General features: G+C 64.6%; 21 protein-coding genes. 7 read left to right on the top strand and 14 right to left on the bottom strand.

The genetic code is table 11. The features are described 5' to 3' along the window. Positions 1-173 precede the first annotated feature (173 nt). The 4 genes from GPT33_RS01935 to GPT33_RS01920 form a co-directional block, all read right to left on the bottom strand. Complete coding sequence (locus GPT33_RS01935) at positions 174-1,457, bottom strand: TRAP transporter large permease subunit (protein ID WP_296805386.1); 1,284 nt, start codon at positions 1,455-1,457, stop codon at positions 174-176. Beyond that, positions 1,454-2,170, bottom strand: coding sequence for a TRAP transporter small permease (locus tag GPT33_RS01930; RefSeq protein WP_296805384.1), 717 nt, complete (start codon positions 2,168-2,170; stop codon positions 1,454-1,456). Before GPT33_RS01930 ends, GPT33_RS01935 begins: the two co-directional genes overlap by 4 nt. A gap of 114 nt (positions 2,171-2,284) precedes the next feature. Continuing rightward, on the bottom strand, positions 2,285-3,292 hold the full coding sequence (locus GPT33_RS01925; RefSeq protein WP_296805382.1) for a TRAP transporter substrate-binding protein: 1,008 nt from the start codon (positions 3,290-3,292) through the stop codon (positions 2,285-2,287). Between the two features lie 238 nt (positions 3,293-3,530). Further along, positions 3,531-4,403, bottom strand: a complete 873-nt coding sequence (locus GPT33_RS01920; RefSeq protein WP_296805380.1) for a TauD/TfdA family dioxygenase — start codon at positions 4,401-4,403, stop codon at positions 3,531-3,533. Between the two features lie 355 nt (positions 4,404-4,758). On the opposite strand from GPT33_RS01920, the gene GPT33_RS01915 reads away from it, so the two are divergent. After that, on the top strand, positions 4,759-5,223 hold the full coding sequence (locus GPT33_RS01915; RefSeq protein ID WP_296805378.1) for an NUDIX hydrolase: 465 nt from the start codon (positions 4,759-4,761) through the stop codon (positions 5,221-5,223). Between the two features lie 140 nt (positions 5,224-5,363). Then, positions 5,364-6,014, top strand: coding sequence for a hypothetical protein (locus GPT33_RS01910; RefSeq protein ID WP_296805377.1), 651 nt, complete (start codon positions 5,364-5,366; stop codon positions 6,012-6,014). 85 nt (positions 6,015-6,099) lie between these two features. Here GPT33_RS01910 and GPT33_RS01905 read toward each other — a convergent pair whose 3' ends face one another. The 4 genes from GPT33_RS01905 to GPT33_RS01890 form a co-directional block, all read right to left on the bottom strand. Further along, on the bottom strand, positions 6,100-6,648 hold the full coding sequence (locus tag GPT33_RS01905; RefSeq protein ID WP_296805375.1) for a histidine phosphatase family protein: 549 nt from the start codon (positions 6,646-6,648) through the stop codon (positions 6,100-6,102). A gap of 252 nt (positions 6,649-6,900) precedes the next feature. After that, the gene (locus GPT33_RS01900) at positions 6,901-7,848 is read right to left on the bottom strand and encodes a DUF808 domain-containing protein (protein WP_296805373.1); all 948 of its coding nucleotides are present in this window, start codon (positions 7,846-7,848) and stop codon (positions 6,901-6,903) included. Positions 7,849-7,882: 34 nt separating this feature from the next. Further along, the gene (locus GPT33_RS01895; protein WP_296805371.1) at positions 7,883-8,905 is read right to left on the bottom strand and encodes an NAD(P)/FAD-dependent oxidoreductase; all 1,023 of its coding nucleotides are present in this window, start codon (positions 8,903-8,905) and stop codon (positions 7,883-7,885) included. A 145-nt stretch (positions 8,906-9,050) separates the two neighbouring features. Then, positions 9,051-10,319, bottom strand: a complete 1,269-nt coding sequence (locus GPT33_RS01890) for a cyclopropane-fatty-acyl-phospholipid synthase family protein (protein WP_296805369.1) — start codon at positions 10,317-10,319, stop codon at positions 9,051-9,053. Positions 10,320-10,545: 226 nt separating this feature from the next. Between GPT33_RS01890 and radA the strand changes: the two genes are divergently transcribed. Continuing rightward, complete coding sequence (radA, locus tag GPT33_RS01885; protein ID WP_296805367.1) at positions 10,546-11,907, top strand: DNA repair protein RadA; 1,362 nt, start codon at positions 10,546-10,548, stop codon at positions 11,905-11,907. A 194-nt stretch (positions 11,908-12,101) separates the two neighbouring features. Here radA and GPT33_RS01880 read toward each other — a convergent pair whose 3' ends face one another. Further along, the gene (locus GPT33_RS01880; protein ID WP_296805365.1) at positions 12,102-13,385 is read right to left on the bottom strand and encodes an HlyC/CorC family transporter; all 1,284 of its coding nucleotides are present in this window, start codon (positions 13,383-13,385) and stop codon (positions 12,102-12,104) included. A gap of 164 nt (positions 13,386-13,549) precedes the next feature. Between GPT33_RS01880 and GPT33_RS01875 the strand changes: the two genes are divergently transcribed. After that, on the top strand, positions 13,550-14,557 hold the full coding sequence (locus GPT33_RS01875) for a recombination-associated protein RdgC (RefSeq protein WP_296805363.1): 1,008 nt from the start codon (positions 13,550-13,552) through the stop codon (positions 14,555-14,557). A gap of 189 nt (positions 14,558-14,746) precedes the next feature. On the opposite strand, the gene GPT33_RS01870 is transcribed toward GPT33_RS01875, so the two are convergent. The 5 genes from GPT33_RS01870 to GPT33_RS01850 all read right to left on the bottom strand — a co-directional run bounded on the left by GPT33_RS01870 (position 14,747) and on the right by GPT33_RS01850 (position 20,012). Further along, positions 14,747-16,027, bottom strand: a complete 1,281-nt coding sequence (locus GPT33_RS01870) for a PHB depolymerase family esterase (RefSeq protein ID WP_296805362.1) — start codon at positions 16,025-16,027, stop codon at positions 14,747-14,749. 73 nt (positions 16,028-16,100) lie between these two features. Further along, positions 16,101-16,262, bottom strand: a complete 162-nt coding sequence (locus GPT33_RS01865; RefSeq protein ID WP_296805360.1) for a hypothetical protein — start codon at positions 16,260-16,262, stop codon at positions 16,101-16,103. 116 nt (positions 16,263-16,378) lie between these two features. Then, on the bottom strand, positions 16,379-17,386 hold the full coding sequence (locus GPT33_RS01860; protein WP_296805358.1) for an NAD-dependent epimerase: 1,008 nt from the start codon (positions 17,384-17,386) through the stop codon (positions 16,379-16,381). Between the two features lie 43 nt (positions 17,387-17,429). Next, on the bottom strand, positions 17,430-19,097 hold the full coding sequence (gene recN, locus GPT33_RS01855) for a DNA repair protein RecN (RefSeq protein ID WP_296805356.1): 1,668 nt from the start codon (positions 19,095-19,097) through the stop codon (positions 17,430-17,432). A 21-nt stretch (positions 19,098-19,118) separates the two neighbouring features. After that, on the bottom strand, positions 19,119-20,012 hold the full coding sequence (locus GPT33_RS01850; protein ID WP_296805354.1) for an NAD(+) kinase: 894 nt from the start codon (positions 20,010-20,012) through the stop codon (positions 19,119-19,121). A 415-nt stretch (positions 20,013-20,427) separates the two neighbouring features. Between GPT33_RS01850 and hrcA the strand changes: the two genes are divergently transcribed. The 3 genes from hrcA (at position 20,428) to dnaK (ending at position 24,204) form a co-directional block, all read left to right on the top strand. Beyond that, on the top strand, positions 20,428-21,480 hold the full coding sequence (gene hrcA / locus GPT33_RS01845; RefSeq protein ID WP_296805353.1) for a heat-inducible transcriptional repressor HrcA: 1,053 nt from the start codon (positions 20,428-20,430) through the stop codon (positions 21,478-21,480). 85 nt (positions 21,481-21,565) lie between these two features. Continuing rightward, positions 21,566-22,177: a nucleotide exchange factor GrpE gene (grpE, locus tag GPT33_RS01840; protein ID WP_296805351.1), complete on the top strand. Its 612-nt coding sequence runs from the start codon at positions 21,566-21,568 to the stop codon at positions 22,175-22,177. A 92-nt stretch (positions 22,178-22,269) separates the two neighbouring features. Further along, positions 22,270-24,204, top strand: a complete 1,935-nt coding sequence (gene dnaK, locus GPT33_RS01835) for a molecular chaperone DnaK (protein ID WP_296805349.1) — start codon at positions 22,270-22,272, stop codon at positions 24,202-24,204. Positions 24,205-24,513: the final 309 nt, after the last annotated feature.

Genomic DNA, 24,513 nt, shown 5'->3' with positions numbered 1-24,513 from the left:
GGATTCGATGCCGATCCGAACACCGGGTGCGTGACCGCTTGCGGGTCGAGTCGACACGAGAGCGCCGTGACGTCGTCAGGCAGCGTAACCATACACTTAACAAGGTTTTGGGGAAACCCCGACTTTACCCCGGCGAGGGCGGCAATTGTCCCCTCGCCGGATGAGCGCGCTCGTTACATCATGCCAAGGGTCTTCGGCAGCCACAGCGAGAGGGGCGGCCAATAGGTAATCATCATCAGGAACACCAACATGGTGAGCAGCCAAGGGAAGCAGGCGATGGTGGTCTCGGTCATGCCCAGTCGCGATATTCCGCTCGCCACATAGAGATTCAGCCCCACCGGCGGGGTGATCATACCGATCTCCATGTTGACCACGATCATGACGCCGAAGTGGATGGGATCGATTCCGAGCGCCATCGCCACCGGGAACAGCACCGGTGCCGTGATCAAAATGACGGAGGTCGGCTCCATGATGTTGCCGGCCATGAGCAGAAGCACGTTCACCGCCAACAGGAAGCCGATCGGTCCGAGCCCGGTGTCCACCATCCATTGCGCGAGCTCTTGGGGAATGTTCTCGTAGGTCAGCAGGAAGGAGAAGAGCACCGCATTGGTGATGATGTAGAGCAACATCGCCGACATGTTGGCCGAGTCCAGCAACACCTTGGGCACCCGGCTCAAGGGCATGTCCTTATAGACGAAGACCGCAATCACGAAGGCATAGACCGCGCTCATGGCGGCGGCCTCGGTGGGCGTGAAGATCCCCGAGTAGATCCCGCCCATCACCAGGATGATCAGCAGCAGACCCCACACCGATTTACGCCAGTAGCGAAAGCGGGTCGCCCAGCTCGCACGCGGCAGGCGGGGATAGTTGTTGCGCCGTGCGATCCACCAGGTCGTGATACCCAGCATGAACCCAAGTACGATGCCCGGGATGACGCCGGCCATAAAGAGCGCACCCACCGAGCTGTTGGTGGAGACGGCGTACATCACCATCACGATGGACGGGGGGATCAGAATGCCCAGGCCGCCGGACGAGGCGATGACGCCGGTGCCGAACCGGACGGGAAACCCCTGCTTGACCATGGCCGGGAGCAAGATGGCACCGACCGCCACGACGGTTGCCGGCGAAGACCCCGAGACCGCCGCGAACAGGGCGCAGGCAAACACCGCCGAGAGCCCGAGTCCCCCGTGATAATGACCCACCATGCTGGTGGCGAAGTCGATCATGCGACGCGCCACGCCGCCGTGGGTGAGGAAGTTCCCGGCGAGGATGAAGAAGGGGATCGCCATGATCTCGAACTTCTCGATCCCGGTGAAGAGCTTCAAGGCCACCGACTCGATCGGCACCGAGGTCATGGTGAAGAGATAGGTCAGAACAGTGAGGCCCAAGGCGATGGACACGGGCATGCCGGTGAGCATCAGGCCCAGCAGGAGACCGAAGATGATGAGTGCGGTCATGGACGGTTCTCCCCGCGGCCGTTGGATTCAGGCCCTTTGGGGGGCGTTTGCTCCGGCTCCTCCCGGTGACCTCCATGGATGTGCTCGCGCTCCTCGGCGAGTCTGACCGCCTCGCCCAGGAAGACAGGCTCGGGCTGGCCCGTGGCTTGGGCTCGCTCCACCTCCTCGTCCAATCCTTCCACGTGCGCATGCTCGTGGCGCGGAAGCTCACCGGTCCGAATGAATGACCAAGCGACCTGAAGGAATCGGAAACACATCAGGAAAGAGCCGAGCGGGATCGCCAGGTAAACGATCCACACGGGCATCTCCAAATCCGGGGTGATCTGATCCGTGTGCGCGAGGTGCCAGACGAAGTTGGCCCCGAAGCTGCCCACCAGTCCGGTGAAGAGTGCCCCGGCCAGGAGCCCGAAGATGACGAATTTGGAGCGCGCCCACTCCGGGAGGTTGATGATCAGGACGTCCACGCCGACATGGATGCCGGTGCGTACGCCGTAAGCCGCCCCGAATTTGGCCATCCACACGAACATGTAGATGCACAACTCCTGGGTCCAGCTCAGATTGATTTCGAAGAGCCAGTCGTAGATGACGTCCCAGCCCCACTCGGCCGACATGTCCAGACTGTAGCGATGCACCACCGCTACGAAAATCAACAGGGTAGCAGCGCCGATCAGGAAGGTGATCAGCCATTCCTCCAGGCGGTCCAGGACTTTCATCGTGGCGACCTCTGCGGTGGGGCCGGGGTCGTACCCCGGATGTCAATGGAGAAGGCCGGGGCCAGGGGCGTGCTTGCCCCGGCCCCGGCCTTGATCCGATCGGACCCTTCTCGATCAGAGCTTGCCCATGTCGTTCCCGGTCGCTTGATAGATGGATTGGATCAGCTCCTTGCCCACCCGGTCCTCCATCTCGCGGTGCACCTTCGCAAGGCGTTTCATCCACTCGGCCTTCTGCTCCGGAGTCAGCTCGATGATCTCGCTCTTGCCGCTCTCCTTCACGGCGGCGAGGGCATCCTCGTTGTCCTGTTTGGCGATCTCGTTGGCGTAGACCGTCGCCTCCGCCATGGCCTCTTCCAAGGCGGTACGGATATCCGGCGGCAATCCATCCCAGAAGGCCTTGTTCACGATGACTGCATAACCCAGGTAGCCGTGATCGGATTTGGTCACGTACTTCTGGACCTCGTGCATCTTCTGGGTGTAGAGGTTCGAGGGAGGATTCTCGGTGCCGTCCACCACACCGGTCTGAAGTGCTTGGTAGACCTCGGAGAACGCCATGACCTGGGGGCTGGCGCCGAGGGCGCGCATCTGCTCGTCGAGCACCTTGGAGGATTGGATGCGCATCTTCTGGCCGCGGAAGTCCTTGGGCTCCTGCAGCGGCTTGTTGGCGCTCATGACCTTGAAGCCATTGTCCCAGAAGGCGAGTCCCAACACGCCCTTATCGCTCAGCATGCCGAGAAGCTCGTCGCCGATCGGCCCCTCCGTCACGGTGTGAAGCTGGTCGTAGCCATCGAAGATGAAGGGAAGGTCGAAGACCTCGAACTCCTTGACGCCCAGCGGGCCGAACTTGGCGAGGGAGGGGGCGAGCATCTGGACCGCGCCGAGCTGAAGGGCCTCGACCTCCTCTTTGTCCTTGTAGAGGGTGCTGTTGGGATAGACGGTGACCTCGACACGGCCGTCGGTCTTCTCCTTGGCCAGCTCGGCGAAACGCTCGGCGGCCTTGCCCTTGGGGGTGTCCGCGGCGACGACGTGGCTGAATTTGATGACGATGGGCTCGTCGGCCTGGACGACCGCGAAAGACAGGACACACAGGAGTCCGATCAATAGGGAACCTGATCTCATCATGGTGCGAATCCTCGATTCGGTGATTGGAGCTTGCTTATAGGTATCGGTATCCCGCCGCTGATCGATGCCGGCAGGTCTCGTTAAGAACACCATCGACAATCGTCAATGAACGCCGGTGCACCGACATGGGTCATTGTTGTTCATGGCGGGTCGAGTTTGCACCAGACGCCCCCCTTTGACTACTCCGAATCGCGATGGATACGGGCTCCGACGCGGCGGGGGGTTCCTGCGTCGACCGTCAGGTCCCGCTGACTCGGTCGTAATAGCGCGCGCGGTACAATAAGCGTGGTTTCGGGCCATCGGTAAAGCCGGTGCGGGTGTGAAGCACGTTGTTCGAGATCAGTCCCCATCCGGACTCGAGGCGGCCCGAGAAATGCCACGGTGACGGCGCGCGTAGGATTTCCTTGAGGCGGGCCACGGCGGCGGTGGTGGAGGGATCGTCGCGCCAGAAGATGTTGCGGCTGCGGTCCGTATAGCGCATGTGCAAGCGCCCGTCCGGGCGGATCGAGAAGACTGGGCCTGTTTGTTCCCCGCGGAGCTCGCTGCCGTCGACCACATTGGCGGGGATCGTCATGCAGGCCGGATGCATCAGGGTACGGATATGCTCCGGATCGCAATCGCGCACGAGGATATAGGCGATCTCGTGATCGAGCAGCGCGTTCTCGCCGCCCGACTCGGCGGGTTGGACACAATGCAGGAGCAGAGCGTGGATCTGCTGCTCCGAGGTGTTGTAGTAGCCGTCGGTGTGCCAGGCGATGGGGCGATCTGAGTAGGGGATGTAGTTGCGGTGTGCGGCGTCGGTCTGCACGGTGAGCGAGGTCACGGCATCCTCGTCGGCGCCGCGGTTGTGGTCGAGTCGGTGCAGGCCGAAACGTGCGCCGAGGGTGACCGGAATCGCCTTGTCCGGGTCGTCGCCGCTCGTTCCGATATAGATGGCCATGTTGGCCCGGCGGCAGCGCTCGAGGATGGCCGCGTGCTCGGCGTCGCTCAGCGAGCGTGGATCGCCGATCTCGACGACGAGGTCCGTCAGTGCGGTCGGGGCCGCCGCGAGCTTGCGCTCTTTCCAGCGTTGATAGGCGTTGTCGTCGTCGAGGTCGAAGGGGTTGCTCACCGGGATCTCCGCGAAGTGTCGGGGATCGGACCCTAGCTGTTGCGCGGGCTTGCGGCATTGATCCGCGTCAGTTGTGAGCAGGAGCAGGGCGATCGAGACCTTATCAGTTTCGGGTTTTGATTGTCCCCGGGGCCTGTGTTTGCCCGTGTGGATAAGCTGTGCGGGCATCGGTTAAGCCGCGGGCGGGTGGAGTCGAATTCGGCTCTGGTCGAATTTTGACCGGTGTGGAGGCGTTGGCCATTTGCTCGAGACGCGGCCCGGACACGCCCCGGCCCACTGGCCCGTCGTTGGTCGATACCGCCGCGAGCGTTACAGTGACCGCACCCCGATTCCCCTGATTGCCAGGAAAGCCCCGATGCCTGCACCAGTCACACCCTTACTCGCCGCCGACGCCATCATCGAGCTGGTCGACCGACCCGGCCGTCCCGTCGTGTTGATCGAGCGTCTCAATCCTCCTCATGGATGGGCCATCCCGGGCGGTTTCGTGGATGTCGGCGAGCGCATGGAGGCGGCGGCGATCCGCGAGGCCGCCGAAGAGACCGGGCTCGCGGTGACGCTGCGCACCCTGCTCGGCGTCTATTCGGATCCGGGGCGCGATCCGCGCGGCCATACCGTCACCGCGGTCTATGTGGCCGAGGCGCGCGGCGAGCCGCGGGCGATGGACGATGCGCGCGCCCTGCAGGTCTTTCCGCCGGATGCGCTGCCGCCGGTGCTGGCGTTCGACCATGCGTTGGTGCTGGCGGACTACCGACGTTGGCGGGCGGAGGGCCTGCCTGCGCCTCTGCGGCTCGATACAGCGCGTGCCGACGGGAGCGGTTGATTCGGCACATGCGCCGGGCCCGAATCGGCTATCCTGATCCGAGGAAAACCCAGTCCGACCCGGACGGCTGTCTGCGCGTGGATGCACCCGGACAGAGCACGCCGAGCGGGCGAATCGGAACCGAAGAGCGGAGATCCCAGATGCAAGCCGTGATCGACCGAGGCTTCTGCCTCAAGAACCCTGTGAAGATCATTCAACTGTTCGGGCTCGACGTCTTCATCGGGATGCTGCTGAGCAAGGACAAAACCCTGCTCCAGCGCATCGCCGAGAAGTATCAAGCACGGCGTGTGCCTATGCCCGGAGCCGTCGGCAATGCCTACAAGCTCTCGGCCCTTTTCGAGTTCCGCGTGGCACATATCTACGCGGCTATGGCCGAGCGCTTCAAATCCAATCCCGACGTGCACCGTTTCTTCCTGGATCTGCGCGATGAGGAGCTGGAGCATGGGCGGCTGATGTTGGCCTGTCTGTACCAGGTCGCCGTCAACCGCGCGGTGGAGTTCGTGCCCAGCGTGCGCGACCAAGAGATGCGAGAATCACTCAACGCGCTGCGCGAGGTCGAGCATCGCGTCCCCGAGATGAGCCTGGAAGAGGCATTCAAGGTCACGAATGAGCTGGAGGCCGGCGAGGTCAACGTGATTTTCGGTCGTCTGCTCACGCAGGTCGGCCGGGCCGAGACCGAGCTCTTCGCCGAGCAGCTCAAGGGCGCGCAGAGTCATCCCGAGTCGGTCCCGAGGCGGATCAAGGAGTTGAAGGCGCGGTTGGGGCCGGACGGGCTGGCTGCCGCGGCCTGACGCCCGGGGCGCGGCCGTGGGATGGGTAGAGCGATAGCGAAACCCATCCTCCAAACCGCCGCATCGCAGGGTTCGGGTCTGACGTTCAGGGACCGAAGTCCATCCGCCCGACCGGCTCGAGCGTGCCCCTGTCCTGATCCGAAAGTCGCATCAACACCGCTTCTCCGGAGGCGGGATAGATGCCGCTGAGCGCCGTGACCGTCACCTGATGCGTCACCAGCACGATGGGCTCGCCATTGGGAGGTTGGTCTTTGAGGAACGCTTCGAGCGCGGCAAGATTCGGTCCGCGATCCCCTCGGCGCTCGAAGAATGAGTTGAGGGCCGGCAGCGGCGTGACCGGCCCGAGCCCCAGCAGCTCGGCAGTCTCCAAGCAACGGCACCATTCGCTCGAGTAGACCCGCGCATACTCGACCCCGCGCGCCCGCAGCCAAGCCCCGATGGATCGCGCCTGCTCGCGCCCGGCATCGCTGAGGTTGCGCTGGGTCGCGCAGTCATCCAAACGAAATCCCTCAGGATCGCCCGTTCCCGGTGCGTAGGCATGGCGCAGGAGGAGAACCGCACCGCCGTTCTGCATCCGTGCGGCGAGATCCGCGTCCATCTCCTGCGCTGCGATCGACCCGGTGCAAAGGATCACCCAGAGAATCGTGCAGAGAATCGAATACCGGAGGCAGAGACTGCTGCTGCCGACGAACCATGATCGTATCGGGGGTGTCGGGCGCATCGACTGTTTTTCTCCGGGTTCGTCGGGCTTTCGCCTTTCGGTCGACGGTCGACCGAGCCGGACTTCGGTGAATTTTCATATCCTAAACCGCGCCAGCTCCAACGTTCGTTAAGTCTGCCGGAGACGGTCCCGTCCAAAAACATCGCATACCGGGCCGGGCGCGGTTTAGGTTCGGAAGACAGCGGCGACGCGTGCGCCCGCGGTGACGACACCGAGGATGATGGCGCCCGCGAGCACGCCGGCCAGGGCGTTGAACAGCGGCGTGGTCAGGGCTTCCAGAATCGGTCCGATCGTCGGAACCACGGCGGCACCATGGGTCAGGAGATGGAGGATGTCGTGCGTCCCCGGAGTTCCGTGGACCAGAATCCCGCCGCCGACCAGGAACATGGCGGCTGTACCGACCACCGCAAGGATGCGCATCAAACGCGGTGCGGCGGCGAGCAGCAGGGCGCCGAGCTGTCGCGCGAATCGGGTGCCGAGGTCTTCGCCCGTGCGTTGCTGCAGATAGAAACCGGCGTCGTCCATCTTGACGATTCCCGCCACCAGTCCGTAAACACCGACGGTCATCAAGAGACCCACGCCCGTCAGGACCGCCACCTGCACGCCGAAGGACGCGCCGGCGACGATCCCGAGCGTGATGACGATGATCTCGGCCGAGAGGACGAAGTCGGTGCGGATCGCCCCCCGGATGCGCTCCTTCTCGAACGCGACCATGTCGACATTCGGGTCGAGAAGGGTACGGGTCAGCTCCGCATGGCGCTCACCCTCCTCCTCGTCATGGAGAAATTTGTGGGCCAACTTTTCGAAGCCCTCGTAGCAGAGAAAGGCCCCCCCGAGCATCAGCAGCGGCGTAATGGCCCAGGGCGCAACGGCGCTGATGAGGAGCGCTGCCGGAATCAGGATCAGCTTGTTTCTGAGCGACCCGAGGGCGACCGCCCAAACCACCGGTAGCTCGCGTTCGGCGCGTATCCCGAGGACCTGCTGGGCGTTCAACGCCAGATCGTCCCCGAGCACGCCCGCGGTCTTGCGCGCGGCGACCTTGGTCATCACCGAGATGTCGTCGAGGACGGTTGCGATATCGTCGAGCAGGGTAAGCAGGCTGGCCCCGGCCATGGGATGTCGTCGCTTGGGTTGAGGTACGCGGATTCTATACCGAGCGCATCTGGCGATGACGAGCGGCCGAGGTCACGGAGCCGCGCCGCGACAGCATCAAATCCAACGCACGACGCGGCAAACCGGCGCTCAAGCTATAGCGGGACACCGAGTCGAGGCTGTATTCGCCGCCGTCGGCGATGGCATCGGCGGCGAGGATACCGCTGCGGACCGCGGGTCCGATACCTTCGGCCAGGTCCCGGGTGGCGAGTCCGGCGGCATCGCCGACCAGGTAGGCGTTTTCCTCTCGGATGGTTTGCACGCCGTCCCGCAAGTAGTAGGAATAGCCCTGAGGCTCGAGCACGACGCTGTCGTCGACGAGCCGACGGCGACGCAGGCTGGCGACGAGATGCTCCCAATGCCGGTGAATGCTCCCGTTCTTATCCTGGAGCTGCGCAGACATGGCGCCGACGCCGAGATTCAGATAGCCGTCTTGTTTGGGCACGTACCAACTGTAGCCGGGAAGTCCCTTCTCGAAGAACCAGAGGTGGCAGTCCGGATCCTCCCAGTGATACGGCAGCTCCTGTTCCAGCGCGGCGACCTGAAGCCATCGCGCGCGCGGGTTGATCTCTCGAAACAGCGAACGATACACCGGGCATGCCGTGCCGCCGGCTCCGACCAAGGCATCGCACGCGAAGCCGTCGTCGATGCGGTAGCCTTGCGCGGTGCGCTCGATCCGCTTGACCTGGTGAGTCACTACCTCGGCCCCCGAGCGTTTGAGCAGCCAGTCGTCGAACTCGACACGGCGAATGGAATGCTGCGGCGAGCGCATCGTCAGACCGATTCCGAACAGATGCGCCCGGGTGACCTCGAAGGTCAGGAAGCGATGCGGATAGGCCGCGATGTCCATCTCCAGATCCGCTACGAGCTCGGGGGTGATCCAGCCTCCGCACAGCTTGGGCCGCGGGAAGACCGCCTTGTCCAGGATCAGACAATCGACCCCGCGTCGGCGCAGCTGCCATGCGCAGGACGCCCCTGCGGGCCCGCCTCCGACGATGATGACATTCGTCTTGATCATGAGCCGTCCTCGCGAGGATCTCGTCTGTCGGGTCGGTCACCGCTCGCCGGATGCGCCGACGCTTAAACCGCGTCCAGGGTGAAATGCGTCATTCTCATTCCGTGTTTGGCCTTGCAGATTTCCTCGGGTCTGCTGGAGGCGCGGTTTAATCCCGGTAGAGGTGCGCACGCGTCCAGGCCATGTCGTTCTTGCCCGGGCGCGCGAACACGACTTGATAGACCTCCAAGGCCCCGGCGCGGAAGCTGGCGATCGATGCCGCGAGATAGAGCCGCCAGGCCCGCACGAAGAAGTCGTCGAACATCTCGCGGACCTCCGATTCATGCGCATCGTAGCGCGCCAGCCAGTGCTCGATCGTTTTGGCGTAGTGGCGGCGGATGTTCTCCACGTCGATCACCGAGAGACCCGGACCCTCGAAGATGTCCATCATCCGGCGCAGCGTCGGGGGGTTGGCCCCGGGGAAGATGCGTCGCTCGTTCCAGGAACTGGGCGGCTCGGGGCGGACCTGACCGATCGAGTGGATCAGGCCACGTCCGTCGTCCTTGAGGACACGATCGACGACCTGCCCGAAGGTCGCATAGTGCTCGGCACCGACATGCTCGAGCATTCCGACCGATACGAATGCATCGTAGGTTCCTTGGATGTTGCGGTAGTCGTCCTCGATGTAGTCGATCCGATCGGCCAGCCCCTCGGCCTTCGCCCGCTCGCGCGCATAGGCGATCTGCGACGGCGAGATGTTGTAGGCCCGGACCTTCACGCCGTAACGACGCGCAAAGTGCCGTGCCAGCCCGCCCCACCCGCAGCCGGCCTCGACCACTTCCTCGCCGGGTCGCAGCTGCAGCTTGCGTGCGATATGGTCGAGCTTCGCGGCTTGGGCCTGCTCGAGCGTGACGCTGGGGTTGGTGAAATAGGCGCAAGTGTAGGCCATCTCCTCGTCGAGCCAGAGCCGATAGAAGTCGTTCCCCAGGTCGTAGTGATGTTGGATGTTGTCTCGCGAGCCCGTGAGGCTGTTGCGTCGCGGTCGGGCGAAACCGCGCTTGACGAACTGCTGGATCATCCCGGGCCGGGTCCGCTTGATCTTGGCCTCGTAGAGCGCTTCGATGAAGGCGACCAGGTCTCCCTCGATGCGGATGCGCCCGGAGCTGTAGCCGTCGCCGAATTCCAAGTTTGGATTGGCGAAGAGTCGCCAAAGGGCGGATCGATCGGCGAACCGCATGCGTGCGACAGGTTGGGCGTGTGGGCACCGGTAATGCTCCCGGTCGTCCCAGAAGACGACGCTGATGGCCGGTTCCCCGATAAGCTGCATGAATCGGTTGAACAGCCAAGTCTCGATCGGCCATACAGTATCGCTGTCTGTCCATGCGCCCCGATCGACCGATGCGGCTCCGTTCGACAGTGGGTTCTTGTCAGACTTCATGTCGCAGGTCCTCGCGGTTCGTTGGTCTTGCCTCCGACGTCTCAAAGAACAGTGAATTCAAAGTCTTTACGTGGAACAAAGTAGTGTCCGGGGTCGCTTCAGTCAAGGTCGAGACCCCGGGGGAGGCCCGCCGGCGCCGCCAACCTGCTCCGGATCGGTGTCGGATCGAGCGCGCCGAATCGGCCTTACAATAGCGCCCGTTCAGTAAACGAAGCGGACCTGCCCGATGAGCAACCGAAAGACCCGCAGCAGCTATGTCTGCAACGCCTGTGGTGCGCGTCAGCCGAAATGGGCGGGTCAGTGCCCGGATTGCGGGGCCTGGAACAGCATGGTGGAGACCGCGCAGATCGCGCGCCCCGTCGTGCGCGGCGGTTACGCAGGCGCGGCCGAGTCCCCGCGCGTGGAGAGCTTGGCCGAGGTCAGCCCCGAAGATCGGGTGCGCATCCAGAGCGGGATCGGCGAGCTGGATCGCGTGCTGGGGGGCGGTCTGGTGACGGGCTCGGTGGTGTTGATCGGCGGAGATCCGGGGATCGGCAAGTCGACGCTCTTGCTGCAGGCGAGCGCCTCGCTGGCGCGCAGCCTGCCGGTGCTCTACGTCAGCGGCGAAGAGTCGCCCCAGCAGATCGGTTTACGCGCCCACCGGCTCGGATTGGCCGGCGAGGGCATCCGTCTGCTCGCCGAGACCAATGTCGAGGCGATCCTCGCGGCCGCGTCGCAGGAGCGGCCGCGGGTGATGGTCGTCGACTCCATCCAGACCCTTTACACCGACACGCTTCAATCGGCCCCCGGCTCGGTCTCTCAGGTGCGCGAGGCGGCGGCGCAATTGGTCCGCTTCGCCAAGCAACAGGATACGGTCGTCTTCCTCGTCGGCCATGTGACCAAGGACGGAACACTGGCCGGTCCGCGGGTACTCGAGCACATGGTCGACACCGTGCTGTACTTCGAAGGGGAGCCGGGCGGTGCCTTCCGCTTGGTGCGTTCGGTCAAGAATCGCTTCGGTGCGGTGCATGAGCTCGGCGTCTTCGCGATGGGCGACCGCGGTCTGCGCGAGGTGAAGAACCCCTCGGCGATCTTTCTCTCCCGCCACGACGAGGCGGTCCCGGGCAGCCTGGTTATGGTGACCCGCGAGGGGACGCGACCCCTCTTGGTCGAGGTGCAGGCGCTGGTGGACGAGAGTCCGCTCGCCAATCCGCGTCGGGTGGCCTTGGGGCTCGACGGCAACCGCCTGTCCATGCTGCTGGCGGTGCTGCATCGTCACGGCGGTGTCGCCATGTTCAACCAAGATGTCTTCGTCAACGTGGTCGGCGGGGTGCGGATCACCGAGACCGCCGTCGACCTGCCGCTCGTCATGGCGGTGCTGTCGAGCTATCGCGACCGACCGCTTCCCCTGGATCTCGCGGTCTTCGGCGAGGTCGGCCTGTCGGGGGAGGTTCGTCCGGTCCCCAATGGTCCGGATCGGCTGCGCGAGGCGGCCAAGCACGGTGTCCGCCGGGCGATCGTGCCGGTCGGAAATGTCCCCAAAGAAGGGGTCGAGGGGTTGGAGATCACTGCCGTGAAGACCCTCGCGGAGGCCCTCGACGGCGTCTGAGGGGATTAAACCGCGCCCAGTGCGATATGCGATGTTTTTGGACGGGGTGGGCCCCGGCGGATTTGGCGACCGCTGGAGCCGGCGCGGTTTAAAGTATTAAGAACATGAAATTTTAAACCGCGTCTCGCCGAGATCGAGGACAACGCCAAAGCCAAGCGCAACATGAAAATGACGCATGTCGCTCTGGACGCGGTTTAAACGAGCGCCCGCGCCTTTCGTGACGGGCGTGCCACCACGACCTTGACCGTCTTGACCCCGTTGTCGGCCGTCTGCAGGATCTCGATCGCATGGTCGTGGAGCTTGAGACTGGTGCCGGGCTCCGGGATGGTCTCGAGGTATTCCAGGATCAGGCCGTTCAGGGTCCGGGGTCCATCGGTGGGAAGCGTCCAGCGCAACGCCCGGTTCAGATCACGCACGCCGATGCTGCCGTCGATCAAGAGGCTGCCGTCTTCGCCGCGATGGATCTCCGGGATGCTGTCGGCCGGGTCGGTCGTGAACTCCCCGACAATCTCTTCGAGCAGATCGGTCAGGGTGAGGAGACCGAGAAAGTCGCCGTATTCGTCGACCACCAGAGCGACGCGCCGCTTGCCTCGCTGGAAATTGAGCAGCTGCTGGTAGAGCGGCGTGCCTTCGGGGACATAGTAGGGCTCGCGGGCGATGGCGCGCAGATGCTCCTTGTCCAGACCCTGCTCCAGCATTGCATGCAGGGCGTGCTTTGCATGGAAGACACCGATGACGTTGTCGATGCCGCCGTCGAACAGCGGCATGCGTGTATAGCTGGAGTTGCGGATCGCCTGCAGGATCTCGTCGTCGCTGTCCTGGATGTCGATCCCGTCCACCTCGTTGCGCGGGATCATGATGTCTTCGACCGTGGCGCGCTCCAGATCCAGGATGCCGAGCAGCATGGAGCGGCTACGCTCCGGGATCATGGCGCCGGCCTCGCTGACCACGGTACGCAGCTCCTCGCGGCTCAGCGCCGTGCCCTGTGCGCTGTCCGTCGTAATCCCCATCAGGCGGAGTAGCCCGTTGGTGAAGAGATTGACGAACCAGACGATCGGATAAAGCAGCTTGAGCAGCGGCTTGTAGACGTAGGCCGCCGGAAAGGCGAGGCGCTCCGGATGCAGCGTGGCATAGGTCTTGGGCGCGACCTCGGCGAAGATCAGGATCACCAGGGTCAGGAGCCCGGCAGCGATTCCGATCGCCGCTTCGCCGCCGAGGCGCAAGGCGATGATGGTCGCCAAGGACGAGGCCATGATGTTGACGAAGTTGTTTCCGAGCAGGATGAGCCCGATTAAGCGGTCGGGTCGTTCCAGCAGTGCGCGGGCCATACGGGCGCCGCGGTGGCCACCGTCCGCGAGGTGCTTGAGCTTGTAGCGGTTGATGGTGAGCAGGGCCGTCTCCGATCCGGAGAAAAAGGCCGAGAGCGTGAGCAAAAGGGCTAACGCGAGAAAAAGGCCGGGTAGCGAGAGTTCATCCACCTTGGATTCCGAGCTTGGCGATGGGTCGATCTGGGATACAGTATACCGGCTTCGACCGGGATGCCGGGCGCATCGCGACCCCGTGATTCCGCCTCAGCGCGACCCGGCGCTTGCAGTTCGACGAGGCTCGGTCATAATCCCGGCCTTTTTGACCGGGGCTGAGAATGTTCAAGAATGTACGACTCTATCGACTGGGACGCCCGTTCGGTCTGGATGCCGACGCACTCGAGGCCCGTCTCGACGAGCGTCGTTTTCGGCCCTGCGGCCCGCTCGAGACCGCGACGATGGGCTGGTCTGCGCCGCTCGGCGATGGCTCGACCGCCTTGGTTCATGCCGTCTCGGGGTGTTTTCTGATCTGTGCGCGCAAGCAGGAGCGCCTGCTTCCCTCGGCCGCGGTCGCCGAGGCGCTCGAGGAGCGCGTGAACGATCTGGAGTCGGCGGAGGCCCGCGACGTGGGCCGCGCCGAACGGCGCCGACTGCGCGAGCAGATCATGGCCGAGATGCTCCCGCGGGCCTTTACCCGATCGCGTCGCACGCTTCTCTACGTGGACACCGAGGCGGGTTGGCTGGTGGTGGACTCCGGGAGCGATCGGCAGGCCGAGGACGTGATCTCGCTGCTGCGCGAAAGCATCGAGACCTTGCCGGCGCGCCCCCCCGCGCCGCGCATGGAGCCGCCGAAGGTGATGACCGGCTGGCTGTTGAACGGCGATGCGCCGAGCGATTTGCAGATCGGCGATGCCTGCGAGCTGCGCGATGTCAGCGACACCGCAAGCCTGATCCGCTGTCGCGGTCAGGACCTCTCCAGCGAGGAGATCCTCGCCCATCTGCGCGTCGGCAAGCAGGTTTTGAAGTTGGCTCTGAGCTGGGACGAGAGGCTCGATTTCGTCCTTGCCGAGGACATGTCGCTGAAACGCCTGCGCGTCGGAGATGCCCTGCTCAACGAGCTGGACGACGGCGATCTCGAGCCCGCAGCGCGCATGGACGCCGAGCTTGCGATCCTCGCACTGCAACTGCGCGAGCTGATCGCCCGGTTGGACGCGATCTTCGGCCTCGTCGGCGACGAGGATGCAGTCGGCACACCGGCGCCGTTGCCGCAGGCCGAACCCGCATCCGCATCCGCGCCCGCGAAGGTCGCGCCTTCGTCAGCGGAGCCGCCGCCGTGGGTCGAGTGAAGTGAGATTGATCCGCCGGCGGTTGGGAATTGCCTCCAGCCTCCGACCGCCAGCCACAATACTGTATGGGCGAATCAATTCGCCCCTGCCTTCTGACAGCTGATCACAGGCGGCATAAGCTCCTCCGGCTCATGCCGAAAAAGCCACATCCGAATATGCCGCAGCGCCGCAGCCTGAGCGCACCCGCGCTCAGGCTGCGGCGCTGCGGGCGTGCTGCATGAAGAACCGCAGCATTTCGCGGCTGGCGTCGGGTCCGCGCGGCTCGGTGTAGGAGCCGTCGGAGCTGCCGCCGGACCACGCATGGCCGGCGCCGTGTAGGATCCACTGCTCCAGCGGTGCTCGTCCGTTCTCGTCGGCATAGAGGCTGCGGGTGTAGCGGATTCCCCCGGTCGATTCACCCTGGATGAGCGTCTTGCGTAAACGCGCGACCCCCGGTGTCCCGGCGATCAGCTGATCGGCGTTGACCGGGTTGACCGTGGTATCGCGATCACCGTGAAAGACGATGGTCGGAACCAATGGTGCCTTGCCGTCCGACCCTTGGCGCCGGTGGCCCGAGGCGAACTGAGATGATCCGCCCTGACGCATCGCCGCAAGTGCCGACGGCATGTCGACGGCGGCCCCGTACGCCAGCCCGGAGTGTACTCCGATCGCGGCGTAGAGGTCCGGGTAGGTAGCCCCCATGATCGCCGCGGCGGCCCCGCCGGCGGAGAGTCCCGCAATGTAGACACGATCGGGATCCACCGCGTAATCGCGGATGATCTCGCGGGTGATGCCGGCGATCAGCGCGGGCTCGCCGCGACCGCGCTGCTGGTCATCGGGGCTGAACCAGCTCCAGCATTTGGTGGCGCTGGTCGACAGGGACTGCGCCGGGTAGGCGACCAGGAACAGCTCCTGTTCGGCCAGGCTGTTCATGCGGGTACCGGCCGCAAAGTCGTCGGGTGACTGGGTGCATCCGTGCAGCATCACCACCAGTGGCAGCGGCTGCCCGCGGTAGCCGCTCGGGATGTAGAGTTTGTAGGCGAGGGTGCCCGCAGAAGCGGTATGGCGATATTCCTCGAACCGCGCCCCGTCCGGGAGCGCGACCGGCGCGCGGTCGATCGGGAATCCGGAGCTTCGACCGGGCATGCGTCCGGCGAGCCGTTGTTTCATCCGGCCGAGTACGCCGCGCAGGGTTTCCGGGATCTTCGGCTCTACGACGCCGCTTCGATGCCCCGAGGCGTGATCTTCGGGGGCCGAATCGCCACCGGATTCAGGCGCAGTCCAGGCGCCTCCGGTGTGCGGGGAAGGCGGCTGCATGTCGAGCACGCTCGAGGTGTCCGCCGACGGTGTCGGGTTCGCCTCGCGTGCCGAGCCGGGCGCCGCAGGCGCATCGACCTTAGCGCCGCGCAGCATGGCCATGGCCTCCTGGAGGCGACCTTCGCGGGTCAGGCGGGTCACTTCGGCCATGTCGATCTTGAGCAAAGAGGTCATGAGTGTCGGGTCCTCGAATCGAGAGTATCGGCGCGGGCGTGCCCTGCTGCTGTACCGCGTCGTGGTTTCGCCCTCATCGGATGCGGTCGCGCAACGCGGCCTTCACCGCGGGACCGGCTTGGAGGGCGCCGAGCACATGGACCGAGGCGATGGTCTCGCGTGCGAGTTCGGCAGGCACGTCTTCGGCGATGATTGCAAGGAATGGCTCAAGGTGATCCTGCGTCGATCCCCTCATCCCAGCGCCGTGCCTGAACAAACAAGAAATCACCTAAACCGCGACGACTCCCGGGCTCGCGAGTCGTCGCAAGCCGGAGCACCTGTTCGAACAATGCATGTGGCTCAAGACGCGGTTTAGACCCGGTAGAAGCCTCGATACCACTCGACGAACCGGGCGACGCCTTCGTCCACCGGGGTATCCGGGCAATAGCCGGTGTCGCGCACCAGGTCGGTGACGTCCGCGTAGGTGTCCGGGACATCGCCGGGCTGCAGGGGCAGCAGGTTCATCTGCGCCTTGCGACCCAGGGCCTCTTCCAGGAAGCGGATGTATTCCATCAGCTCGACCGGCTTGTTGTTGCCGATGTTGTAGATGCGATAGGGCCCCTGACTGGTCGCGGGATCGGGCTGTGCGCCGGACCAGCTCGGATCGCCGCTCGGCACCCGGTCCAGGACGCGGATGACGCCTTCCACGATGTCGTCGACGAAGGTGAAGTCGCGGCGGTGTTTGCCGTAATTGAAGACGTCGATCGGCTTGCCGGCGAGGATGGCGCGGGTGAACTTGAAGAGCGCCATGTCGGGCCGCCCCCAGGGACCGTAGACGGTGAAGAAGCGCAGGCCGGTGGTCGGGATGCGATACAAGTGGCTGTAGGTGTGGGCCATCAGCTCGTTGGCCTTCTTGCTGGCGGCGTAGAGGCTCAAGGGATGATCGACGTTGTGATGGATCGAGAAGGGCATGGCGGTGTTGGCGCCGTAGACCGAGCTGCTCGAGGCATAGACCAGGTGCTCGACCTCGACATCCCGGCAGCCTTCCAGGATGTGCGCGAAGCCGACCAGGTTGGTGTTGACGTAGGCCATCGGGTTTTCGATGGAGTAGCGCACGCCGGCCTGAGCGGCGAGGTGGACGACCCGGTCCGGACGGTGCAGGGCGAAGAGCTCGCGCATGCGCGCACCGTCCTCGATGTCGACGCGCTCGTCGCGGAAGCCTTCGAATGGGAGCGTGCGGGCAAGTCGCGCCTCTTTGAGCGCAACATCGTAGTAGTCGTTCAGATTGTCGATTCCGATCACCTCGTCGCCACGGGCGAGCAGGCGTAAGGACAGGGCCGAGCCGATAAAACCGGCGCTGCCGGTCACCATGACTTTCATGCGTCTACTCCGTTGTGTTGAGCGTCATCCGGCGTGTCGAGCGTCACCCGGCCCAGCCGAGCATCTCGCAGGCATGGTCGCGGGTGCGTGCGGTGATCTTGGTGCCGCCGAGCATGCGCGCGATCTCGTCGACGCGCGCATCCGGGTCGAGTGTCTCGATGCGGGTGTAGGTCTGGCCGTCGCGGGTCTCTTTGCGGACCCGGAGCTGTTGGTGGGCTTGGGCTGCGACCTGGGGGAGATGGGTCACGCAGAGCACCTGGCGCGAGTCGCCGAGTCGGCGCAGCAGACGCCCGACGATCTCCGCGATCCCGCCTCCGATGCCGACATCGACCTCGTCGAACACCAGGGTCGGGACGCTTCCGCACTCGGCGGTGGCGACCTGAATGCCGAGGCTGATGCGCGAGAGCTCGCCGCCCGAGGCGACCTTCGCGAGCGGTTGCAGCGGTTGGCCGGGATTGGCGCTGACCAGAAAGGCGATGCGCTCGAGCCCGCCCGTGCCCGCGCGCTCGGGCGGCAGCGCCTCGATCTCCACCGCGAAACGCCCGCCCGCCATGCCGAGCTGCTGCATGGCCTCCGTCACTGTTCGGTTCAGTCGCTCGGCGGCCTTCGCCCGTGCGTCCCCGAGCGCGCGCGCTTGATCGACAAAGGCGTGCAGCGCGGCGTCGCGTGACTCGCGCAGATCGCCGAGGCGCAGATCGGCCTGCTCGAGCGTTTCCAGCTCGGCCTGGCGCGCGGTCAAGGCCTCCGGCAGCTCGACCGGCAGGACGCGGAATTTCCGCGCCAGGTCGTGAATCTGTGCGATCCGGGTTTCGACCGCTTCGAGGGCGGCGGGATCGACCTCCAGAGCGTCGAGGTAATGGCGCAGACTCGCAGCGGCCTCGCCGGCATGGATGGCCGCTGTTTCCAGCAGGTCGCGAGGCTCGTCCAGGGCGGGATCGATCGCGGCCAGGTCGGCCAGATCGGAGCCGGCCGAACGCAGCTGATCCGAGATCGCCGGCTCGGCCTCGGACAACATATCGAGAACGCGCGCGGCGGTCTCCTGCAGGCGCCCCAGATGGCTCAGGCGTCGCTGTTCCAAGTCGAGATTCTCGATCTCCGCGGCGCTCAGCCCCAGTGCCGACAGCTCTTCAACCTGAAAGCGCAGCAGATCGAGCCGCTGGGCCCGTTCTTGTCGCGCCGACTCCAGTGCCCCGAGCTGTTGATCGAGCGCACGGTACTCCCGAAAGGCCGCGGCGACCGCTCCCGCGAGGACCGCATGGCCCCCGTAGGCGTCCAAAAGATCGCGCTGCGCATTGGCTCGCAGGAGCGATTGATGGGCGTGCTGGCCGTGGATGTCGACCAGGAGGTCGCCGAGGTCACGCAATTGGGTGCCGGTGGCGGGTCGGCCGTTGACGTAGGCGCGCGAGCGTCCGTCGCGCACGATCAGGCGGCGTACCAGACAGTCGCCGTCGTCGTCGAGATCCTGATCGGCGAGCCAAGCGCGCGCACCGGGAACCGCCGCAAGGTCGAACCCGGCCACGATCTCGGCGCGCTCGCAACCGGCGCGGATCATGGCGGCGTCCGCCTTATCGCCGAGAGCAAGACCCAAGGCATCGATCATGATCGACTTGCCCGCGCCGGTTTCGCCGGTGAGCGCCGTCATGCCCGAGGCGCACTCGAGCTCGAGCGAGCTGACGATGGCCAGGTCTTTGACAAGGATGTGAGTCAGCATCGAGAAACGTCCGCCGGCACCTCAAGTCACGATGGGGGGCATGTGCCCGCCCCAGCCGAGTTTCGCCCGCAGGATCTGGTAGTGATCATGGCCTCGTGGATGAAGCAGATGGGCGGAATGCCGATGTCGCTCGACCTGAATCAGCGCGCGCGGCGGCAGCTGCAAGTCCGCCTGTCCATCGCAGGTCACCTGCACATGACCCTGATCGAGTCCGCGCACCCTCACCTCGATCCGCCGATCACCCGGCACCACGAGCGGCCGGTTGCTGAGATCGTGCGGGCAGATGGGCACCAACAAGAGCGCATCCAGGGCCGGGTCGACCAGTGGGCCGCCGCCGGAGAGCGCATAGGCCGTCGATCCGGTCGGCGTGGCGATGATCAGGCCGTCCGAGCGCTGAGCAGAGACGAAAACGCCATCGATGTCCATCTCGAGCTCGATCATACGGGCCGTGTTCCATTTGTGGACGACGACGTCGTTCAGGGCCGAGTAGCTGCGCTCGAGCCCGTCGTCGGCAATCACGCGCACCGACAACATGGCGCGGCGGTCGGATTGGTATTCGCCGGCGAGGATCGGGTCGAGCGCGGACTCGATGTCCTGCGGCGAGACATCGACCAAGAAACCGAGACGTCCGAGGTTGATCCCGACCAGCGGGACCCCGTATGCCGCCATCATACGCGCGGCGTGGAGCAGGGTGCCGTCTCCGCCGACCACGATGACCAGATCGCATCCCGCGCCCAGCTCCGCGACCGGGGTCGCTGCCCCGACCTCCGCACCGAGGAGATGGGCACTCTCGGCGTCGAGCAGGACGTGGAGCTGTCGAGAACGCAAATAGGCGCCGAGATGACGCAGCGTCCCGACCACCTTTTCCGGGTCGCCTTGTTTCGCGATGATGCCGACCGTGTTGAATTGCGGCATGAGGTCTGTCAGAGGCTGGGATCCGGAAGGGCGTGCGACGACTAAAGCTAGCATGGGCGAGGGATGGCGCCAATAGGCGGGCCGGCACGCGGAGCAGCCTTGACAGGCTTGGCCCGAGTCCCTAAATTGCGGTGTTAGCACTCTGTTGAGGTGAGTGCTAAAAAAACGCCACAGGCGACGCGGGGTCTGCTCGGAGCTTAACGGCGCCGAACCGTGGGGCGGAGAGCGTTCGGATGCGACGCGTTTTCGAGTGTCGCTTTCGACTGCGGACCCAAGCGACGACGAGATCGCGAGCAGACCCGTCGAGCGCGTGTTCTGCGGAAGCAGACACCTCCGGTCCATCCGAGCGTGCCCCAACGACGTCGCTCGCCGTGGTCGGGATCCTTTTTATCGCCGGTTTTATGGCAGACGCACCTTGTCAAGCGAGACACGTAATACCGAGGGTCAGGTCAGCGAACGTGCGCTCCATTTCCTGAAGGCGCTCGTGGAGCGTTACATTCGGGAAGGTCAGCCCGTCGGCTCGCGGACCTTGGCGAAAGACACCGGGTTGGATCTGAGTCCGGCCACGGTGCGCAATGTCATGGCGGATCTCGAGGATCTGGGTCTCGTGGTCTCGCCGCATACCTCCGCGGGACGGGTTCCGACGGTTGCAGGGTATCGTTTGTTTGTCGATACGCTGCTGACCGTGCGTCCGCCGTCCGAGGACGATATCGCGAGTCTGCGCACCCGGTTCGATACTCGGTCCGACGCCAAATCGCTTGTCGAGACGGCCTCGACGCTGCTGTCGGGCATTACGCACCTGGCCGGAGTTGTGATGCTGCCGCGTCACGAGCGCAATGTGTTTCGCCAAATCGAGCTGTTACCCTTGTCGGGGACACGGGTGCTGGCCATCCTCGTGACCAGCGAAGGCGAGGTCCATAACCGCATCATTGCGACCGAGCGCCGTTTCAACGCCTCGCAGTTGGAGCAGGCGTCGAACTACCTGAACGAGATCTTTACCGGCCAAGACATCAAGGACGTGCGCAAGCGCCTCGTCGAAGATCTCAAGAGCACCCATCGCAATATGGATCGGCTCATGATGCGCGCGGTGATGCTGGCCCATGAGGTCGTCGAGTCGGCCGAGCGCAAGGATGACTGCTTCATCGCGGGTCAGACCAATTTGATGGAGTTCGGCGAGCTGGCCAGCATGGAGCGGCTCAGGCAGCTTTTCGATGCCTTCAACGAAAAGCGCGAGATTTTACACATCCTCGATCGTTGTATCGCCGCGGACGGGGTCCAGATCTTCATCGGCGAGGAGTCGGGTTATTCCCTCCTCGACGACTGCAGCGTGGTGACCCAGACCTACCGGGTGGACGACGAGGTCGTCGGGGTGCTGGGCGTGATCGGCCCGACACGCATGGACTATCAGCGTGTCATCCCGATCGTGGACGTCACCGCTCGACTGCTGGCGGCGGCGCTCAGACAATAGTTTCAGGCTTGGGATCGGTCGTGCGGCCGCGACGCCGAATCGTGGCGCGGCGGGGCGACGGACCGGATACGGGAGATCGTAGTTAATGAGTACGGAATCAGAGAAACAGACCGAATCGAACGCGTCGTCGACGGCAGAGGAAGAGGCCCTTCTCGAGGACGCCTCGGCATCCCGTGCGGGTGACGCCGAAGGCGATCGTGCGCGCGCTGCGGCGGCGCCGACGTCCGAGGAGCTCCAGGCGCAACTGGCATCCGCGCGCGCGGATGCCGAATCGCTTCGCGACCAGGCACTGCGGGTTCGTGCCGAGATGGAGAACCTTCGGCGCCGCCATGCCGCCGAGTTGGAGAAGGCCCACAAGTACGCGCTGGATAGCTTTGTCCGCGAGCTCCTGCAGGTGCGCGACAGCCTGGAGCTCGGTCACGATGCAGCCCTGGCGGAGGGGGCGGATATCGGCAAGCTTCGCGAAGGCATGGAGCTGACATTGAAGCTGATGGGTGACGTGATGGATCGCTTCGGCGTCACCCCGGTGGATCCCGTCGAGCAACCCTTCGATCCGGAGTTTCATCAAGCGATGACGATGCAGCCGCGCTCGGATCTGCCGCCGAACACCGTCGTGGCCGTCATGCAGAAAGGCTACACGCTCAACGGGCGCTTGGTGCGTCCGGCACTGGTTATGGTCTCTCAGGAGGCCTCCTGATATCGGCTTGAACGGATAGGGGTTTCCCCCAACCTCAGAGGCAGCTTCGGGGCCGTTCAGCGACACAAGACACCTTTTTGGAGAATACGCTCATGGGAAAAATCATCGGTATCGACCTCGGGACAACCAACTCGTGTGTCGCCGTGATGGAAGGCGACAACGTCAAGGTCATCGAGAACGCCGAAGGCGATCGCACCACACCGTCCATCGTGGCCTACACGGGTGACGGGGAGGTGCTGGTCGGACAGTCCGCCAAGCGTCAGTCGGTGACCAACCCGGCGCATACACTGTTCGCGATCAAACGCCTGATCGGGCGCCGTTACGAGGACAGTGTCGTCAGCAAAGACAAGGACATGGTCGCCTACAAGATCGTGAAGGCCGACAACGGCGACGCCTGGGTCGAGGTCAACGGCAAGAAGATGGCGCCGCCGGAAATCTCGGCGAAGGTCCTTCAGAAGATGAAGAAGACCGCCGAGGACTATCTGGGCCACACGGTCACCGAGGCGGTCATCACGGTCCCGGCCTACTTCAACGACTCGCAGCGGCAAGCCACCAAGGATGCGGGCCGGATCGCCGGTCTCGAGGTCAAGCGCATCATCAACGAGCCGACCGCGGCGGCACTCGCCTACGGGATGGACAAGAAGCGCGGTGACCAGAAGATCGCGGTCTACGACCTCGGCGGCGGCACCTTCGACGTCTCCATCATCGAGATCGCCGAGATCGAGGGCGAGCACCAATTCGAGGTCCTCTCCACCAACGGGGACACGTTCCTCGGCGGTGAAGACTTCGACATGCGCGTCATCGACTTCCTGGTGGCCGAGTTCAAAAAGAGTCAGGCGGTGGATCTTCGCAACGATCCGCTGGCCCTGCAGCGCTTGAAGGAGGCCGCCGAGAAGGCCAAGATCGAGCTGTCCACGAGCCAGCAGACCGACATCAATCTGCCCTACATCACGGCGGATCAGACCGGTCCTAAGCATCTCAACGTCAAGCTGACACGGGCGAAGCTCGAATCCTTGGTCGAGGATCTCGTGGACCGCACGATCGAGCCGTGCCGGATCGCGTTGAAGGATGCGGGGCTCACGGCGGGCGAGGTCGACGAGGTCATTCTCGTCGGCGGTCAGACCCGCATGCCGAAGGTTCAGGCCAAGGTCGAAGAGTTCTTCGGCAAGAGCCCGCGTCGCGACGTGAACCCCGACGAGGCGGTCGCGATCGGCGCCGCCATACAGGGCGGTGTGCTCGGCGGCGAGGTCAAGGATGTGCTGCTGCTCGATGTCACCCCGCTCTCGCTCGGTATCGAGACCCTCGGCGGCGTCATGACCAAGCTGATCGAGAAAAACACCACCATCCCGACCTCGGCGCAGCAGGTCTTCTCGACGGCCGACGACAACCAGACTGCGGTGACCGTGCATGTCCTGCAGGGCGAGCGCGAGCGGGCGATCCACAACAAATCGCTCGGGCGCTTCGACCTCAGCGATATCCCGTTGGCACCGCGCGGCGTGCCGCAGATCGAGGTCAAGTTCGACATCGACGCCAACGGCATCCTCAACGTTTCGGCCAAAGACAAAGCGACCGGCAAGGAGCAGTCGATCATCATCAAGGCGTCTTCGGGTCTGTCGGATGCCGAGATCGCGCAGATGGTCAAGGATGCCGAGGCTCATGCCGAGGAAGACCGCCAGTTCCACGCCTTGGTTGCCGCGCGCAACCACGCCGACACCATGATCCACGCGACGCGCAAGTCGATGGAGCAGCTCGGCGACAAGATGGAGTCGGGCGAGAAGGACTCGATCGAGGCTGCGATCAAGGAGCTCGAGGAGGTCATGAAGGGCGAGGACAAAGACCGCATCGAGGCCCTGACCAAGTCACTCGGCGACGCCTCGGCGAAGATGGCGGAGCGGCTCTACGCACAGAACAGCGGCGGTCCGGGTGCAGGCCCGGCGGCCGGCGGCGAGCCCGAGGATTCGGCGGGACCGGCGCGCGACGATGTCGTCGACGCGGAGTTCGAAGAGGTCAAAGACGACAAGAAGTAAGTCAAGCGGCCGACGGCTCGAAACCTCCCTCGATACGCGCTCGGCTCGATCGGCGCTCGGTGGTTTCGAGACGATGTTCGGCTCTGTCACCGGTCAGGCTGCAGCGCCCTCGATGCGGTATCGCCGTGTCGAGGGTGCAAACGCTGTTTGCGAGTCGGCTCGGCTTTGCATGAATCGGCCGGTATCTAAACCGCGTCGCCGCCGATGAGCGGGGTTGCCCTCGGGGTTGGGCTCACTCGCAACCGAGCATCTGGCTCTGGACGCGGTTTAGCGATGGCGTGGTCTGAGATCCGGATGTGATTCCGATCC

Origin of the sequence: Thiocapsa sp., from assembly GCF_011390875.1 — a bacterium.
In the GTDB taxonomy this organism is placed as follows: domain Bacteria; phylum Pseudomonadota; class Gammaproteobacteria; order Chromatiales; family Chromatiaceae; genus Thiocapsa.
The sequence above is the reverse complement of the archived record's forward strand: the minus strand, read 5'-3'. Positions and strand labels throughout refer to the sequence as shown.